Here is a 17,708-nt window from a genome sequence, read left to right as displayed (position 1 = left end):
GTGATCAACAGAAGCATATTCCATGTATTAATGAGATAGGTAAATACATTAATTAATGGAACGGAGTAACTATAAGCGCTATAAATTAAATCCAAGCTATTCGCCGCTGTTTATTTATCAGCAATTTAGCAAACTTTATCCTCATTCACCATGGCAAGAGCTGCATGACGGTTCTGCCAACCTAATTCTTGAAACAAGTAAGCAAGGTGTTAGCCCTGATTGGATTATGTTTGATACTAACAAGGGCTTTTACTTTGATAAAAAAGTAACCGACTTGGGAAGCTATAATGCAATTAGAGTCTATTTGTGGGCAAGTATGATGGCAGAGGATGCACCTTACAAAAAGCAATTAGTTACGCAGTTTGCTCCTTTCATTAAAACGATAAATAAGCGTGGTTATGTGCCTTTAAATACCTATGCACAAACGGGGAACTCAGATAAAAGAGGACCTGTTGGCTTTAATGCCGCATTACTGCCTTTACTAGCAACAGCAAATAATGACAATGACGCTGTAACAATGTCGATTCAACAAAAGTTAATGGTTGATAAATCATTTAGCAAATCGCGTTATTACGATAGTGTATTAAATTTATTTGGTAGCAGTACCTTAGATAAACGCTTTGCAATTTTAGCAGACGGGACGCTGCAACCTAACTGGAGCGATGAATGTCGTTAAGGTTTAGCTTAGTTTATGCCTTAGTAGCGTGCTCAACGTTAAGTGCTAAAACAGTCGACGATATAGACACTCAGTCTGTCGCATGGCTATTAAAGCAGATAAATATTGGCAAAGGGCAAGAAAATAAAAAGCTCGTTGAAGATAGCTTACGTAAGCTCGTTGCTATAGCCCCACTGCGCATTGAAACCCAATGTGCTTTAGCACGTAATTACTTTGCTACCGGCGCAACTAATGAAGCAACCTTATTACTAAACCAGCTTGATAATGGCGCAGCAAAACAACACCCATGTATTGAGCAACTTCGAGTTATTGCCCGTATTGAAACAACCGACAAACCATTAGTACAACAAGCAAAATTACTAGCAAGAGCTGGACAATATGTTCAAGCTCGGCAAATTTATAACACCCTTTTTGATACAGCCTACCCCGAGCTTAGTTATGAGCTTGAACATTTAAACTGGTATGCACAAGACAGTGCCCAATGGCAGCAGGTTAATAAAGGCTATTTGCGCTTAATAGAGCAATACCCTGATGTAGCCCTAATCGAAATAGCTTATGCGACGCACCTGTTTAAACGCTCTGCGCTCGATAAACATGCGACTGATGTTTTTAGTAAATATGGCGTAACTGGACGTTTTAGCAACCAAATTGAGGATGCTTGGCTAAGAACATTGGCATTTATGCCTATTGAGAGTAGTACTGAGCAACAGTATCAGCGTTACTTTCTTGTGTATCCCTTTAGCAGTAAAGGGGAATTACAATATCAAGATTTCAAAAAGAAGTTTAGCGCTCGTCAAGCCTTGCTAGGTGATCCTGCTTATCAACTTTGGCAAAAAGGTGATGAACTACTTGAAAACAATAAGTTAAATGCCGCTGAACCTCTTTTATTACGAGCGTTAAAAGGCCGCCCAGCTGATTCTCAAGTTATGCGTAGTTTAGGTGTGCTCTACTTACGCTCAGGTGAGCATCAAAAAGCAGATAACTACTTTACTCGCGCATTAAAATACACCTCAGAGTTTAATGAGCGTGAAATACTCAAAGGCTTAGCCAAAACTGCCAATTTTTGGCTGTATATTCGCCAGACTAAAGAAGCCATAAATAACGCAGAGTTCAGAACGGCAGCACTCAAACTAAATTTAGCAGCTGCATTACAAGAAAACCCTAACACCATTTTATTTTATAAGGGCGAGCTTTTATTTGCTCAAGGGCAGTACTCTCAAGCTGCTACTTTTTATCAAAGTGTTTTAAAAAATGAACCGCTTAACTCAAGTGCATTATTAAGCTTACTTAAAATAGCCGAACTTGAGCAAAGTGAAAAAGCGTTAAATGCTTTTTATAATAACCTTAGTTCTTTGCAAAAACAGCAAGTAAAGTCAGCTTACGCGGCCGCTGTTAGCAAGCAACTAAGAGAAAAAGCGACTCGATTTTATGATGCTGGCGAATTAAACACCGCTAGAAAAACCTTAGAATATGCCATTGAGTTAACTCCTCAACAACCCTGGTTATACTATGATCTTGCTTTAATTTATCAGCAACAAGGTTTAACTCAGCAAGCCCGATCTTTATTTAACAATGTGTTATGGCAATTTCCACTTAACTCTTCACTGCGTTATAGCCATGCACTTTTTCTGCGCTCTATAGATGACTATAAAGGTGCACAAGCGACGTTAAAGTATATTCCGGTTAAAGATAGAGATGCCGATATTTTAGTGCTCGAACAACAGTTACATATTAATGAGTCGCTTAATCAAAGCGAGCAACTCTTAAATACTAACAATAAAGCAGTCGCGGTTTACCATTTAAGTAGTTTAGAAGCGCAAGATTTAACACCTTTAATGCAAGCAAAACTAGCAAGTAGTTGGTATAAAATTGCAGAGCAACAATACGCACTTAACTCACTTAATAAAGCTTTAACAAGCGCGCCAACTCTCGCCCCATATTGGCATATGCTTTATGGTGAATGGCTTTTAGAGCAAGGCATTGAAGAGAAAACGCATAACTGGTTTACAAGTTACACATTGCCAGAGAGCGCAACTAAAAACGAAATCACTCAATATGTGCAATTACATAATAATTATATAAATCAATATTACAGCGGTAGCGATTTAATCGCTAAGCTAAACCAGCTTGACCAAAAATATAAAAACACGTCGGCGATAACTACCGCTCTTATAAATGCTAACTTAGCACTTGAGCAGCGTGAAGCGGCAATTATTTTATATCAGCAAAAAATACAAAATAAACAAACTCTTGAGCCCCAAGCTTTAATGGCTATTGCCACCGCTTATAGAGAGCTTGGTGATGACTATCAGGCAAAGCAGGTTACGCAACAGGCTATAAATCAAAGCACCTCTCAAGAGGGGTACTTACAACGACAAATAATGGCATCCCTTAATGAGTTTAACTACGCGGGTGATGCGCTGTATCTTGCGAAGCAATTAGTTGATAAATCGCCGAACGATCAAGAACTTCGGTACTTAGGAGCTCAAGTTGCCGATAAGTTTAACAATGTCGAGCAAGCAAATACCTGGTATCAGCAAACACTGTCGCCTAACCAAGCTCTCAATGATGAACAGCTATACAGCAGCCTAGCGCGCATTAACGACACTGACCCTTGGTATATTAATGGCGCAAAACGTGAGTTAATAAATCAACAAAATAAAAACCAAGCTTATATTGCCATTGGGGTTAATTTTAGTGGCCAAACAAGCACCCAAAGTGAAGCAACGCTGGGAGCTGGCTTAATGCCTATGGAAGCTTATTTTCCGCTTTGGCAAGGCCAAGGGTTTATTAAAGTCGACCCCACAACTATAAGCGCACAAACAACACGATTTGATGAGCAATTTGCAGGTAGCCGCTATGGACAAGGTGCATTGTGTATTTTTACCTGTTCATTAGATGAAGTAAGCCCTGAGGAAAGTGGCGTTGATATTGGTATAGGTTGGCAAAATGAAAACTGGCGTGTTGATATTGGCACTACCCCACTTGGTTTTTTAATTGAAGACATTGTGTGGGGCATAAACTACGCAGACGATTTTGGCGACTTTGGATACAGCCTAGAACTTGAAAAACGTCCTGTTACCAGCTCGGTACTCTCCTATGCTGGTTTAACCGATATAAACTCAGGTAAAGTTTGGGGTGGCGTGCGCTCAACTGGCCTAACCGCCAATTTATCGCACGACTTGGGTGGTAATTGGGGGTTTTGGTCAAGTGCCGACTTTCAATTATATAAAGGTCAAAACGTAAAAGACAATCAACGCTATCGGCTAATGGGTGGCAGTTACTATCGCGTTATTAGTAACCAAGAGCGTGAATTTACCGCAGGTGTCAGTTTATTGCATTGGTCTTATAAGTTTAATTTAAGCGAAGAAACCTATGGTCATGGCGGATATTACAGCCCGCAAAACTATATAGGTATTTCATTACCATTAAGTTATGACGCACGTTGGGGAGATGATTTTGTTTATCGAATTAAAACCGGTATTTCTTACTCACAAACTAAATCGAACGCGATTGACTTTTTTCCAAACGATCCCGACTTACAAGCCCAAGCATTCGTAAGCCAGCTTGAAACAGGCGTCGTTCCTGCTTTTAACGGTGATACTAGCGCCGGTGTTTCGTATAACTTAGAAGGCAGTTTTGAGTACCGAGTAACCCCGCATTGGTTTTTTGGAGGCTACTTAGCAATTGACCGCTCTGACTTTTATGAGCCTAACTTTGGACAACTTTATGTACGTTACTATTTCAATCCTGTTTACGGCACATTAGCATTCCCAGGTAAACCTATAATACCTTATGCTGACTTTTAACAAGGTTTATTGTGTTTAAACCATAAAGCTTAACACTTCCCCTCGCACTAAGGTCTATGTATACTAATGCGCAATTGTAGCTAGGATAAGGGTGTGACTCTTACCTACAGCTTTACTACCTTAACGGCAAACCATTACCTTAGCTGCATTAAACAATACTGATGGTCGAGCATTTAGCGTGTAATACATGGCGCTAAATAGCTAAAGCAAAAATATATAAGGCCATTACAACAATACTTAAAGTTAGGAAGTAAATATGAGTTCAGCTCCAGATAGTGGTTGGTTTGGCCACCCTAAAGGACTTTCAACCTTGTTTTTCACCGAAATGTGGGAACGAATGAGTTATTACGGTATGCGAGCTATGCTCGTATTATTCATGACAGCAAGCTTACAACAAGAAGGCTTAGCCTTCACCGTTGCTTCAGCTGCTGCTATTTACGGTTTGTACACAGGCGCAGTATACTTTTTAGGCTTACCTGGTGGTTGGCTAGCTGATAGATTATTCGGCGGTCAAAAAGCTGTTTGGTATGGCGGTATTATTATTATGTGTGGCCACATTATTTTGGCTATTCCACATGATTACTCATTTTTTATTGGTTTAATTTTTGTAGCAACGGGTACCGGCTTACTAAAACCAAATATCAGCGCTATGGTTGGACAACTATACAGTGATGCTGATGAACGTCGTGATGGCGGGTATGCTATTTACTACATGGGTATTAACTTAGGTTCATTAATTGGTTATTACGTTTGTGGTTACTTTATGGAAAATCTAGGTTGGCACTGGGCGTTTGGTGCTGCAGCTGTTGGTATGGCTATTGGCTTAGTGCAATACAAGCGCTCACTTAAAAACTTACCTGAGCATAGTGCTCTACCAGCTAATCCTTTAGGTCCTAAAGGTACTGCTCGCGCATGGGGCAGTATTGCTATATTTATCATTATAGCGGCTGCTATCACTACCGCCGCTATGACTGGCGCTATAATTATTAATCCAACGGTAGTTGCAGGTTATACTGCGATTGCATTCACTATTATTTTCTTTGTTTATTTTGGTCTTATCTACTTTAAAGGTAAGTTAACCGATGCTGAGAAACAAAGAATGTGGGCACTGTTTTTAGTATGTATAGCTTCTGCCTGTTTTTGGTCTGGCTTTGAGCAAGCAGGTTCATCATTAAACTTATTTGCACGTGATTATACTGACCGTCTTATTGGGACTTTTGAAATCCCTACAACTTGGTTTCAGTCATTAAACTCGCTGTTTATTATTGCGCTATCACCATTTTTTGCAGCGCTTTGGATTAATATGTCAAAGCGCCTTGTTTCACCATCTTATAGTGCAAAATGTGCTGTTGGTTTAATTATAATGGCAACAGGTTTCTTAGTAATGTTTATGGCAGCGCATTATGCGGCTGAAGGCCTAAAAGTAGCACCTTACTGGCTTGTTACTACCTACTTTTTACACACTGTGGGTGAGCTTTGTTTGAGCCCTGTGGCATTAAGTGCTGTAAGTAAGTTATCGCCTCGTCGCTACACAGGCCAAATGATGGGCGTATTTGTATTAACTTATTCTATCGGTAATATCATTGCAGGATTACTTGCTGGTAACTTCGATCCAAATAATGTTGATGAAATACCTAACTTATACCTACAAATAGCATTATTTAGTATTGGTGTTGGTGTTATTTTAGTACTAATGACCTTTAAATCTAAAGTGTGGGAAAGACAGGGACTAAGCGAGGAAGCCTAATAGTTAAAGTATTTAATTAAAATATTTGTTAATTAAATACCTATTACCCAACTTTTAATTACTTCCCCATAGCAGTATGGGGAAGTTTCCTCTTGATAATCTTTTATTGCTTAGTTGTTAACTGGTATTATATAGCCAATTGATTACTGATTAGATTTTTAGGGATAGCGGGTAGATGCAATTGTTCACTTTATATAAAGTAATTTTAGTTGTTTTTTTCATTAGTTTTTTATCTGCTTGTGGTGGTGCTGGCGATCAAGTCACTCCTAATCCTAATAACCCTTCCACTCCCCAAGCTAACGTATTACTTATTACTGGTGCAGGTTTATCTGCCACTATTAACGATAACTTTAAAATTGAAATTCCTGCCAATAGTGTTAACTCTGATACAGAGCTTACTTATATTAGTATTGAGCAAGACGAAACGTCGCAGAATCAAAATATTATTTCTAATCTACATAGCTTAACTCCCGCAGGGCTTTCACTAAGTAATCCTTTTACAATTTCCTTAAAAATCCCTGACGATTACGCATTAGGCGGCCAACTTTATATTGCCCGTTTAAACGCTACAACTTGGGAGACTATAGAGAACTCTCGTGTTTTAAATGGTTTTGTTACAGCTCAAATTAATCAGTTAGGCACATATGCCATAAAAATGCAGCGTAAAGAACGCACTGCCAGTATAGGCCCTACCTGTGATGAAAACAGCACTGAGCAATCTATTCGCTTTGTACATATTGCCGACTTACATGCTCGATTTGGTTATCAAGAGCAATTTTTTAGCCGAATTAAGGCATATCATAAAAAGGCTTTGAGCGAATCACCTCATACTTTATTTACCGATGGTGGAGATGATTACGAAAAAGGCACTGTAGCTGAGCAAATATCACAAGGTTTAGCGACCGATGAAGCCGTAAAAGCAATGAAGTTCGATCTTCGTGTAATAGGTAACCATGACTATGCTTGGGGGCCTGAAAAATTATTAGGCTTCTCAAAGGATGATAATGCCATTGTACTTGCCAGTAATACACGCTACGAAGGCGAACAAACACAAGATTTTGCAGCAGTAGGTTTTGCTAAAGTACAAGTAGGCTGCATTACACTCGGCGTATTTGGTATGACATCGGTCCCGTGGAACGAGCTAGATAGACCACTACAAGATGACCCTATTCCTGATTTTATCAAACAATTTAAAATGAGCTGGCAATGGCAACAAATAGCACAAAATATTGTTAGTCAGTACAGTGATGAAGTAGATTATATGCTGATGTTAAGTCATTTAGGTGAAGGCCTTGATACTAAAATCGCACAAAGTGTGAGTGGTATTGATTTGGTTTTAGGCGGTCATACCCATGGCGGTGAGAGCTTTAATACCCTTGATAATGGCGCTATTGTTATTCAGCCTAACTTTTACGCTAAGGGCATAACCGACTTAAACTTAACGTTCGACACTAGTAATAAAACGCTCAAAAATGTTGACTACAAAACAGTAAAAACCGACACCATTACTGAGCGAGACACAACCACACAACAAGCCATCGACACAATTATGGGCCGTTATGCTCCCGATGCACAAACTGAAATTGCAATATCAGAAAACTACTTAAATGCAATGCAATTAGCAGCAGTCACCGCTGCAGCCGCTCAGCATTCAAGCAGCACTATTTCAGCAGCTTTACTCAACCCTGAGTTAGTGCAAAAACGTTGGACCCCTGGCGCCCTAACACAAGAGGACTTTCATAAAGCTTACTACGTAGAAAGGCAGCCATCTAACACCCCAGGCTTTAACTCTTTATATAAAGTCACGGTTAGCGGCAATGATTTAAATGCTATGTTAGCCAATCAACCTGATTGGTTTTTATTAGCGCCTGAAAATATTCAAGCATCAAATAACTACAGTGTCGCACTTTTTAAAGGGGCAGCTCTTAATCCTGATTTATTTTTTAATGGGGTTACTTTTAATGATGTAGCACCGATAGCCGAAGCTTGGTGGCTTCTGGATCAATACGCACGTCATAGAACCACTCAATGCTTGCATATTGATACAAATACGCCACTCAATGCCTGCCAAGACATTGCTAATATCACTATTTGGAACTTTGATGATGTTAGCGATCCGCTTAAAGCCGACTTAGGCCCATCAATTCTTAGTTACTTCGATCCTGACAATAAAGGCTGGGGTCCTAAAAAGACCACCTTTGCTAGTACTAGCGCATTTAATATTAGTGATTTAGCTGATGGCGCATCAACTGTAATGGCATTTACCGATCACTCTCCTAACGAAGGGCTAAAGATTGAGTTAAATACCGCGCCAAATGGGGATTTTGCAAACCAAGGAATGGTGTCTGACTACACTTTAGTGATGGACATTTATTGGCCTTTTGCAGCAAAAGAAATATACAGAGCACTAGTTCAAACCGATGCAACAAATGATTTGAATAACGACGCCGACATATTTATTAATCCTATTGGTGGGTTAGGTGCATCAACCAGCGACAGTGGTTATTTTGGCACATCTGAGCCTGATACCTGGCACCGTATAGCTTTTGTATTTTATACCGCACCAAGCAATGGCGTATTTGAAGTGTATATTGATGGTGAATTTGCGGGTGTTAAAAGAGACGGTGAAATAGATAAACGCTGGGCACTCGATCAAGCCGTATTATTATTAACTGATAATAACTACGAAACCGAACCGGGTTATTTAAACGCACTGCTTTATGCTGGTCGCGCAATGACTCGCAGTGAAATAAAAAGTATGGGTAACGCGCAACAAAAGCTGACTTTTAAGCAAACAACCCGAGAGCTCAATCAAAGTGTTGAACGCCATTACCAACTTGCACCCGCAATAAAACCTAATTTATGGTTAGAGCAACGTAGCAAGTTCTTTAACAATAGCAAACCGTAAACAATTAAATACAAAAAACCTTGTTTTTACTAGAGTAAAAAAAGAGATTTAAGTTAGCTTAAATCTCTTTATAAAAAATAAACCACAACAAAATCAATAGCTAAAACTTAAAATACCGCACTTATTCAAACGTTTTCATACATACGCGTATTTAAAGCACTCAGCAAAAATGTAACTTACTGCTAACCGTCCTATAAAATTTACACACGCGCTGTTTACTAAATAACAACGCCCTCTTCCCCAAAGTACAAATTTAGTTAATCATCTACAGCAATACGACAACAAATAATCGCAGTGCTTAATTGCGGGAGTAATGATAATGAGTGAAGTAAATAACCCTTTAGGTTTAGTTGGTATCGAATTTACCGAGTATGCGACACCTGATGCAGATTACATGGATAAAGTATTTACCGACTTTGGCTTTTCAAAGCTAAAAAAATTCAAAGGTAAAGACATTGTTTATTACAATCAAAACGATATTCATTTTTTATTAAATAACGAGCGTGATGGCTTTTCGGCACAGTTTGCTAAAGATCATGGCCCGGCTATTTGCTCTATGGGTTGGCGAGTAGAGAATGCACAAAAAGCATTTGAAGCAGCGGTAGAGCGCGGTGCAAAACCAGCAACCGACTCGGCAAATAAAGATTTACCTTACCCTGCAATTTATGGCATTGGCGACAGCTTAATTTACTTTATTGAGCAATTTGGCGAAAAAGGCTCTATTTACGCACAAGACTTTGAAGATCTAGCCGAGCAAAACGTGGTTGACGATAAAGGCTTTATTCGCATCGACCATTTAACTAATAATGTTTATAAAGGCACCATGGAAAAATGGGCTAACTTTTATAAAGATGTATTTGGTTTTACAGAAGTTCGCTACTTCGACATTAAAGGCCAAAAAACAGCGTTAATTTCGTATGCGCTTAAATCGCCTTGTGGCACTTTCTCTATTCCTATTAACGAAGGTAAAGGCAACGATAATAACCAAATCGATGAATACCTTGGTGAATACAATGGCCCTGGCGTACAGCATTTAGCATTTTTAACTGACGACTTAGTAAGCTCACTTGATAAGCTTGATAAATCGACTATTGCAACTTTAGATATTATTCCTGAGTACTACGATACTATTTTTGACCGTGTACCTTGGGTTGCTGAAGACAAAGAAAAAATTCGTGAGCATCAAATTCTAGTAGATAGCCAAAGTGAAAACTGTTACTTACTACAAATTTTCTCTAAAAACCTATTTGGTCCTATTTTTATTGAAATGATTCAGCGAGTTGACGATGGTGGCTTTGGTGAAGGTAACTTCCAAGCACTATTTGAATCAATTGAACGCGACCAAGAGCGCCGTGGCGTTTTATAAGTAGTTAGCATTTATATTTTAAAAGCAGCGTAACTCGCTGCTTTTTGTCGTTTTACGCTGATATTGAGTAACAATTCTACTCTGTCTGTTTAAATCGTGCTATTCATCACCATATAAGCTGTTAATAATAGATGTTTTTAATCTTTATATGCTTATTTAATAAATTGATATTTATACTGATTAGCACGACCAACTAAACCAAAGGAAATGTAATGAGTTTAATTAACGAAACCCATGATATAAATTTAACAAGCTGGGTAGCCTCTGCAAACGTTGCAGATTGCGACTTCCCTATTCAAAATCTACCTTTTGCTGAAGTTCGTCGTAAAAATAGCAACGAAGCTTTTCGTGGCGCTGTCGCTATTGGCGATCAGGTTATCGATTTAGCAAAACTAAATGAACTCGCTATTTTTAGTGGTGATGCGCAAACAGCCATTGCTGCTGCAAGTAACACAACATTAAATGAATTTATGAGCCTTGGGCAGCAATATTGGTCAGCACTGCGTTTAGCATTATCTAAAGCGCTGCGTGAAGGCTCTGAGCATCAGGCTAAATTAAGCGAAGCGCTTATTGCACAGGCTGATATTGAGTTTGCATTGCCGTGTCGCATTGGTGATTACACCGACTTTTACACCTCTATTTACCATGCAACTGCTGTGGGTAGCTTGTTTCGCCCAGACAACCCACTACTACCTAACTATAAATGGGTACCTATTGGTTATCATGGTCGCTCATCATCTATTGGTGTATCGGGCCAACAATTTCATCGCCCTAATGGCCAAACCAAAGCGCCAGATGCTGAAGTACCATCGTTTGGCCCGTGTAAACGCCTTGATTATGAACTAGAAGTAGGTATTTACTTAGGTAAAGGTAACGCGTTAGGTGATGCTATAGCGATTGAAAATGCTGAAAACCATGTATTTGGCTTTTGTGTATTTAACGATTGGTCAGCACGTGATTTACAAGCGTGGGAATATCAGCCGTTAGGGCCGTTTTTAGCTAAAAACTTTGCATCAACGGTATCTCCTTGGATAGTGACAACTGAAGCGCTAGCACCATTTAGAACAAGCTGGACACGAGATGAAAACGATCCACAACCATTGGATTATTTAGAATCTAAAGCGAACCGTGAACAAGGCGCGTTTGATATTCAAATGGATGTAAAAATTCAAACTCAGCAAATGCGTGATGAAGGTCATACACCAACGCGTGTATCAACCTCAAGCTTTAAGCACTCATACTGGACAGTTGCGCAAATGGTAACGCACCATACTGTGAATGGTTGTAACTTTATGCCAGGTGATATGCTGGGCTCGGGTACGCAATCTGGCCCAACCCATGAAGAAGCGGGTTCGTTACTTGAGCTTTCTCGTGGTGGTAAAGAAAAAATCACGCTGAGCAATGGCCAACAACGTAGCTTTTTAGAAGACGGCGATAACGTTATTATGCGTGGCTGGTGTGAAAAAGAAGGTTACGCACGCATTGGTTTTGGCTGTGTGGAGAGTACTGTACTCGCTGCAAAATAATTTAAAGAATAAATTGTTTTGTTAAAAAGGATGGCATTTATTGCCGTCCTTTTTTATTAATTCAGTCATAGTTACAATTTTTTTCTAGCTTTTTAAACTCAAATTGCTATCTTAGCTTGGTTAATAGCCAGTATTTATGTGTCATGCCTATATTTATAAAGTCTTTTTTTGAACAGTTTTTTCCCTCTCGTCAACTACTTATTCGCCAAAATGGTGAAGTTAAGCATGTAGTTTTGGCGCCTTGGCTGCAAGTTTTTATCGTATTACTTGTATTAGTTACTCTTAGTTGGGTAAGTATTTCGAGCTTTCGGGTTTACTCACAAACTACAAAAATATCAGATATTGAGCAAACTCAACTCGATGAGCAAAAACAATGGCAACAGCAAGTCAGCGAGCAAAAAACACGCCATGACGAACAAATAGCACAATTAGCTGAGCTTGAACAAAAACAAGCTTTACTCCAAAGCATGATCGAATCTCTTCCTGCTTCTCTTAGTAAAGATGTTATAAAGCTGGGTGACGAACTTGAATCTCCTATTGAAGAAGAGCAAAGCGAGTTTCATGAACCTTTAGTCGATGACAGCGCTCAAAGTAAACAGGTGCAAAATACGCTCCCTAGTACATTCGCTGCTCGCTATGCACAGCTAAATCAATACTACGAGCAAAATTTTTTATCGCTTGAAAGTCAAATTACCCAACGTCATAACGCCATTTTAGCCATGCTTAAAGGTGCAGGGCTAGAGTCTGCATTAGCGCAACATTTAGCATTAAGCGAGCAAACAACCGCTCAAGGTGGTCCGTTAGATGTATTCGATGAAGCAAAAATTCCTGGCACATTTTTAGCTATTGCCGATAAATTATTACTACTAAATAATTTAGAAAACTTTTTAAATGAACTGCCTAATACCTTACCGCTGCCAGCTGCAAAGTATTATATTTCTAGCAACTTTGGATTGCGAAAAGATCCAATGAACAGTCGCCGCGCCTTTCATAAGGGCGTTGATTTAGCCGGCTGGCATAAAACTGAAATATTTGCTCCTGCCGACGGTACTGTACTGCGCGCTGGGCGCAATGGCGGTTATGGTAACTTTATAGAACTTGAACATAAAAATGGCTTAGTCACTCGCTTTGGTCATTTAAATAAAGTTAAAGTAAAAAAAGGCCAAGCAGTCACTAAGCACGATGTAATAGGCTTAATGGGCAGCACCGGCAGAAGTACCAGCACTCACTTACATTATGAAGTGCTTATTGATGGCAAGCATGTCAATCCTCTTAAAATAACAAAGGCGCTCTCTCGTGTTTGGTAAAAAAAAGCAAGTAACAAATAACGCTTCATTAAAACGCGTTAATCACGCTCCTTCTATTATTTCAGAAGATATGCGCCTTACCGGGTCAATAATAAGCCAAGGTGAAGTGCAACTTGATGGCCGCATTGATGGCGACATTAAAGCTACTCATTTAGTAATTGGCACTACAGGCGTAGTTGAGGGTATTGTTGAAGCGACAAGCGTGATTGTTAAGGGCAAAATAATTGGTTCATTAAATGCCAGTGAAGTTAACATTAAAAATAACGCTCATGTGCATGGTGATATTTTTCACGATACGCTTAGTATAGAAGCTGGTGCAATTATTGAAGGTAATTTAAAACAGCGCTTTGAAAAAGAAAACTTAACACTCATTAATGATGAGTCAAAGCCGGTGAGCGATGTAAAACCATTAATTAACGAGGACGATATCGGCTTGTCATTCGTAAATAAACAAGCCCCTAATAAAAGCTAGTTACTTTTTAGCTGTAATGTACATAGTAATATCTGCAGTGAATACTAGTTCATTGCGGGTATTATATAATTTTACTGGCACCACTAAGTCTTCTTTATCTAGCCACTGGTGCGGTAAATCAATCTCTGCAATAGCGGTTACATCGGTATCTACTTTAGCTAAATACTGTACCGTCATACCTTTTGGGATCCAACGGTGAGTTTTAACCGGTACCGTGGCATCCACCATCACTCCAGCACATAACTCGGCCAAATTACACTGCGCTATTGCATGAATTGTACCTATGTGATTATGAACCCTACGCCGGTTTTTAACCCGCGCACTACAATACCCTGCTTTTAAATTAAGTATGTAAGGCTTCATCGAGCCAAAGTATGGCGCTTTAAAACAGACTATTTTAGTAAATAGCCAGTGCCCAAAGGGTAGCTTTTTAACAATGCGCCATGCTGTTAAAACTGAAGATTTATTGCTCATTATTATTTTCCATCGTTTATTCTTTTGCAAAAGTAACACATCAGACCAGTTTGAGGTAGTGTCTTTAAAAGTCCCTTTTAGCTATTTAACCTTAACTTTGGTGAAGAGATTTACTAACGTATTGAATCATAGTTATATTTAAATTTATTTTTTCTAACCAGTGATTTTCAGTGACAATAAGGCGAATTTACGCGTCAACTGCTGATCTATTGCAAGTAAATTCAGCGCAGTTAGCGCTGAAAATATCTGCTTGAGATAGATTTATTACCCAGAGTTCATGTTATTTAAATTAAAAAATATCAATGTCGACGATACTAAGGGTCATAAGCCCTTTCTTTTTTATTAGTCCCCCCCTAAAATACGCGACAAAAGGAGAACTAATGCAAACACAGCCCGCTAAACCAAACTTAACTTTATTACTTATATTAGCGTTACTCGTTATTTTTTGCCCTATGGCTATTGATATTTACCTACCTGCATTTCCAACTATTGCTGAGCAATTTGCTGTTTCAGAGCAGCAAGTACAACAAAGTGTTGCTATTTTTATGCTCACTGTAGGCTTAGGGCAATTAATTGCAGGCCCCCTTGCCGATAAGTTTGGTCGTAAACCGGTCGCTGTCATTGGTATTAGCCTGTATGCGGGCTCTGCCTTGTTAGCCTATTACGCTCCTTCATTTAATATATTGCTGCTCGCGCGTGCTTTACAAGGATTAGGAGCATGTGCCACTTTTGTGGTTGCTTTTGCCATAGTACGTGATAAATACGGTGCACAGCGAAGTGGGCAAATGATCACTTATTTAAATGGTATTATTTGTTTTATTCCAGCATTAGCGCCCATTTTAGGGGCATGGTTAACCGTGCAGTTTGGCTGGCGGATGAATTTTTTATTTTTAACTTTTTTTGCCATTTTTGGCTTAGTTATAACCTTATTATTTTTTAAAGAAACACGCCCAGCAGACAGCTACTATCAAGGCCATATTTTAGATTTACGCCGTTTTATGCCCATTATTAGCACTCCTATATTTTTATTTAATAGCTTACTTTGTATGGTCGCAATGTCGGCAATACTGGTGTACGTAACACTTGCGCCGGGTTGGTTAATTACTCACTTAGGCGGTACAGTTGCTGACTTTACTTTTTGGTTTACACTCAATGCGGTATGTAGCATTGTGGCGAGTTTTATAGCGCCTATGTATATTAAAAATAATAGCCAGCGTGCTTTGCGTCTTGGGGTTGGTTTATTGATTTTTTCGGGGTTATTAATGCTTGCGCTTAGCACCATACAAACCGCGCTGGCACTTATGTTACCTATGCTTATTGCTGCACTTGGTTTTGCTTTAAGTTTAGGCTCAGCAGCTGGTATGGCACTTTCTCGCTTTGCAAAACAAGCCGGAACCGCTTCAGCGCTACTTGGCGCAATGCAAATGAGTGGTGCGAGTATATTAGTGTTTGCAACACAGTTTTTAGGGTTAACTACACCATGGCTAATAGCCTTTCATTTACTATTGTTACTTCCTCTTTGGCTTATTTTAATAAGTAAAAAAGGACATGCTTTACACCCAACTCAAGGCTGATCATGATAAACCCTGATTTTTTAGTTTCTTTTTTACTGGCTAGCTTTTTAATTGCGGTGGCCCCAGGGCCTTCTAATGCCTTTTTAATGGCACAAACCTTTGCTAATGGCCGTACGGCAGGAATGCAAAGTGCGTTTGGTTTTGCTCTCGGTGGAGTAGTACATACATTTTTTGCTGTTGTTGGCTTAACCGCCATACTTAAAGCCTCTGAGGTAGCTTATAGTGCAGTGCAATATGCAGGCGCTGCTTATTTGTGCTACTTAGGGATAATGATGCTTAAAAGCACTTTTATAAAAGAGCCTATTGAGCAATCAGACAAACCACATATAACTACGAAGAAAAGTAAAAATGTAATGTTTCAAGCTATGATGACCGAAGTACTTAACCCTAAAGTGGCATTATTTTTTATCGCGTTTATTCCACAATTTGTTGATCCAGCACTTTCTTCGGCTACTTTTCAGCTCGCCTTTTTTGGTTTGCTGTATCCGCTTTTTGCTTTTCCGATTGATTGCGCTTATATTTATTTTGGCGATAAAATTGCGCGCTTTTTTAGAGATAACCCAAATAGCCAAACTTGGATAGATAGGATCACCGGCATTGTTTTCATTGCCCTTGCTATTAACTTATTACTTTAACAATAAAAAGAATTTTTTATGGACCAAAAAATACAATCGCTACCGGCTAAAAAAAATATTGCACTAGTAGCGCACGATGGTAAAAAAGCGGCTTTAAAATTATGGTGTATAAAACACCTAAACGCACTGAGCGAGCATACATTATATGCCACAGGCACCACAGGGCATTTAATCAATAAAACCACAGGGCTAGATGTAATTCAATTGCTTAGCGGCCCAATGGGTGGCGATCAGCAATTAGGGGCTAAAATTGCTGAGCATGAAATACATATGCTGGTGTTTTTTTGGGACCCGCTGGCATCGCAACCCCACGACCCAGATGTAAAAGCACTACTACGCTTAGCGGCAGTGTGGAACATACCAGTAGCCTGTAATGAAGTAAGTGCTGACATGCTCCTAAGCTCGCCATTAATGAATGTTGAGCTTGAGCGCACCTTGCCAGATTACGAAAAGTATTTAGCAACCCGACAAATAGATATTTAATATTTAATGGCTTAGCTGTAAAGCATGCTAGCCCATTTAGTTAAGCCGGCGGTTACACTACCAAAGTGATCGCCGTTAACCATTTTAATATCGCCTAAATGTTGGCTAAGCGCCGCTTTAATAAGAGGCGACTGTGCACTACCACCGGTTAAATAAATAACATCGGGCGTAGTATCTGCATCATTTATAGCTTGCTTCGCTAAAGTGACTATTTGGCTAATGCTATCATCTACCGCTAATGCTAAATCACTGACTGAAACATCTTTACTTAATGACGCATCTAAAAAGCTAAGATCGCAGTTATAATTAGTGGCTGAAGTTAATGCTATTTTAGCAGCCTCAGCTTGTTGTACTAATTGATGCCCTTGCCTATTTTGCTGCAAATGTATTAATCGTTTAAATAGCTCTGGCGCGCTTACATCACGCAATTGTGCGCTAAGTTCTCTATGATGGTTAGCACTATAAAATTGGCTTTGTAAGTTTACATCGTTAATTTTACAGGCTTGCCAAAAAGCTTGATTAGGCAAAGGTAGCCCTGATTTAAACGTACTGCCTAAGCCTAAAAGCGGCATCAAGCCATAGTAACTTAAAGCTATGTCTAAATCGTTTCCACCAATACGCTTACCGCTGTGAGCTAAAAAGTCAGCGTCACGGTTAATGCCGATCAGTTAAGGTTAATTGATCGGTTGACCGATCTAAATGATCGTGAATAATCCGTAATTAGTTTCGCT

General features: G+C 39.3%; 11 protein-coding genes and 2 pseudogenes. 11 read left to right on the top strand and 2 right to left on the bottom strand.

Features of this window, described 5'->3' with window-relative positions; translation table 11 throughout:
* Positions 1-73 precede the first annotated feature (73 nt).
* The 8 genes and pseudogenes from AAEZ22_RS16980 to AAEZ22_RS16945 form a co-directional block, all read left to right on the top strand.
* Positions 74-676 (top strand): annotated as a pseudogene (locus tag AAEZ22_RS16980) (glycosyl hydrolase family 8); the annotation flags it as partial.
* Positions 667-4,485 (top strand): cellulose biosynthesis protein BcsC, encoded by a 3,819-nt coding sequence (locus AAEZ22_RS16975; RefSeq protein ID WP_352298144.1) that lies wholly within the window; start codon positions 667-669, stop codon positions 4,483-4,485. The pseudogene AAEZ22_RS16980 and the gene AAEZ22_RS16975, both read left to right, overlap by 10 nt.
* A 256-nt stretch (positions 4,486-4,741) precedes the next feature.
* Positions 4,742-6,232 (top strand): peptide MFS transporter, encoded by a 1,491-nt coding sequence (locus AAEZ22_RS16970; RefSeq protein WP_011328823.1) that lies wholly within the window; start codon positions 4,742-4,744, stop codon positions 6,230-6,232.
* A gap of 175 nt (positions 6,233-6,407) precedes the next feature.
* Complete coding sequence (locus tag AAEZ22_RS16965; protein WP_352298141.1) at positions 6,408-9,140, top strand: metallophosphoesterase; 2,733 nt, start codon at positions 6,408-6,410, stop codon at positions 9,138-9,140.
* A 319-nt stretch (positions 9,141-9,459) separates the two neighbouring features.
* On the top strand, positions 9,460-10,506 hold the full coding sequence (gene hppD, locus AAEZ22_RS16960; RefSeq protein ID WP_011328825.1) for a 4-hydroxyphenylpyruvate dioxygenase: 1,047 nt from the start codon (positions 9,460-9,462) through the stop codon (positions 10,504-10,506).
* A 212-nt stretch (positions 10,507-10,718) separates the two neighbouring features.
* A complete protein-coding gene (gene fahA / locus AAEZ22_RS16955; protein WP_352298138.1) occupies positions 10,719-12,032 on the top strand; it encodes a fumarylacetoacetase in 1,314 nt (437 codons plus the stop codon).
* 143 nt (positions 12,033-12,175) lie between these two features.
* Positions 12,176-13,339, top strand: a complete 1,164-nt coding sequence (locus AAEZ22_RS16950) for a M23 family metallopeptidase (RefSeq protein ID WP_182678374.1) — start codon at positions 12,176-12,178, stop codon at positions 13,337-13,339.
* On the top strand, positions 13,329-13,811 hold the full coding sequence (locus AAEZ22_RS16945; protein WP_182678372.1) for a bactofilin family protein: 483 nt from the start codon (positions 13,329-13,331) through the stop codon (positions 13,809-13,811). The genes AAEZ22_RS16950 and AAEZ22_RS16945 overlap by 11 nt, the downstream gene beginning before the upstream one ends.
* Here AAEZ22_RS16945 and AAEZ22_RS16940 read toward each other — a convergent pair whose 3' ends face one another.
* Positions 13,812-14,285 (bottom strand): hotdog fold domain-containing protein, encoded by a 474-nt coding sequence (locus tag AAEZ22_RS16940; RefSeq protein WP_352298135.1) that lies wholly within the window; start codon positions 14,283-14,285, stop codon positions 13,812-13,814.
* 380 nt (positions 14,286-14,665) lie between these two features.
* Between AAEZ22_RS16940 and AAEZ22_RS16935 the strand changes: the two genes are divergently transcribed.
* The 3 genes from AAEZ22_RS16935 to AAEZ22_RS16925 are packed head-to-tail and all read left to right on the top strand — an operon-like array spanning position 14,666 to position 16,977.
* Positions 14,666-15,859 (top strand): multidrug effflux MFS transporter, encoded by a 1,194-nt coding sequence (locus tag AAEZ22_RS16935; protein WP_011328830.1) that lies wholly within the window; start codon positions 14,666-14,668, stop codon positions 15,857-15,859.
* Between the two features lie 2 nt (positions 15,860-15,861).
* Complete coding sequence (locus AAEZ22_RS16930) at positions 15,862-16,494, top strand: LysE family translocator (protein WP_011328831.1); 633 nt, start codon at positions 15,862-15,864, stop codon at positions 16,492-16,494.
* An 18-nt stretch (positions 16,495-16,512) separates the two neighbouring features.
* Positions 16,513-16,977 carry a methylglyoxal synthase gene (locus tag AAEZ22_RS16925; protein WP_011328832.1) on the top strand — a complete coding sequence of 155 codons (465 nt, stop codon included), beginning with the start codon at positions 16,513-16,515 and terminating at the stop codon, positions 16,975-16,977.
* An 11-nt stretch (positions 16,978-16,988) separates the two neighbouring features.
* On the opposite strand, the pseudogene AAEZ22_RS16920 reads toward AAEZ22_RS16925, so the two are convergent.
* Positions 16,989-17,630, bottom strand: a pseudogene (locus AAEZ22_RS16920) (Hsp70 family protein); the annotation flags it as partial.
* Positions 17,631-17,708: the final 78 nt, after the last annotated feature.

The sequence above is a fragment of the Pseudoalteromonas sp. 20-MNA-CIBAN-0454 genome (genome assembly GCF_040308685.1).
GTDB classification, from domain to species: domain Bacteria; phylum Pseudomonadota; class Gammaproteobacteria; order Enterobacterales; family Alteromonadaceae; genus Pseudoalteromonas; species Pseudoalteromonas nigrifaciens.
This window is presented reverse-complemented; position numbering and strand designations above follow the sequence as displayed.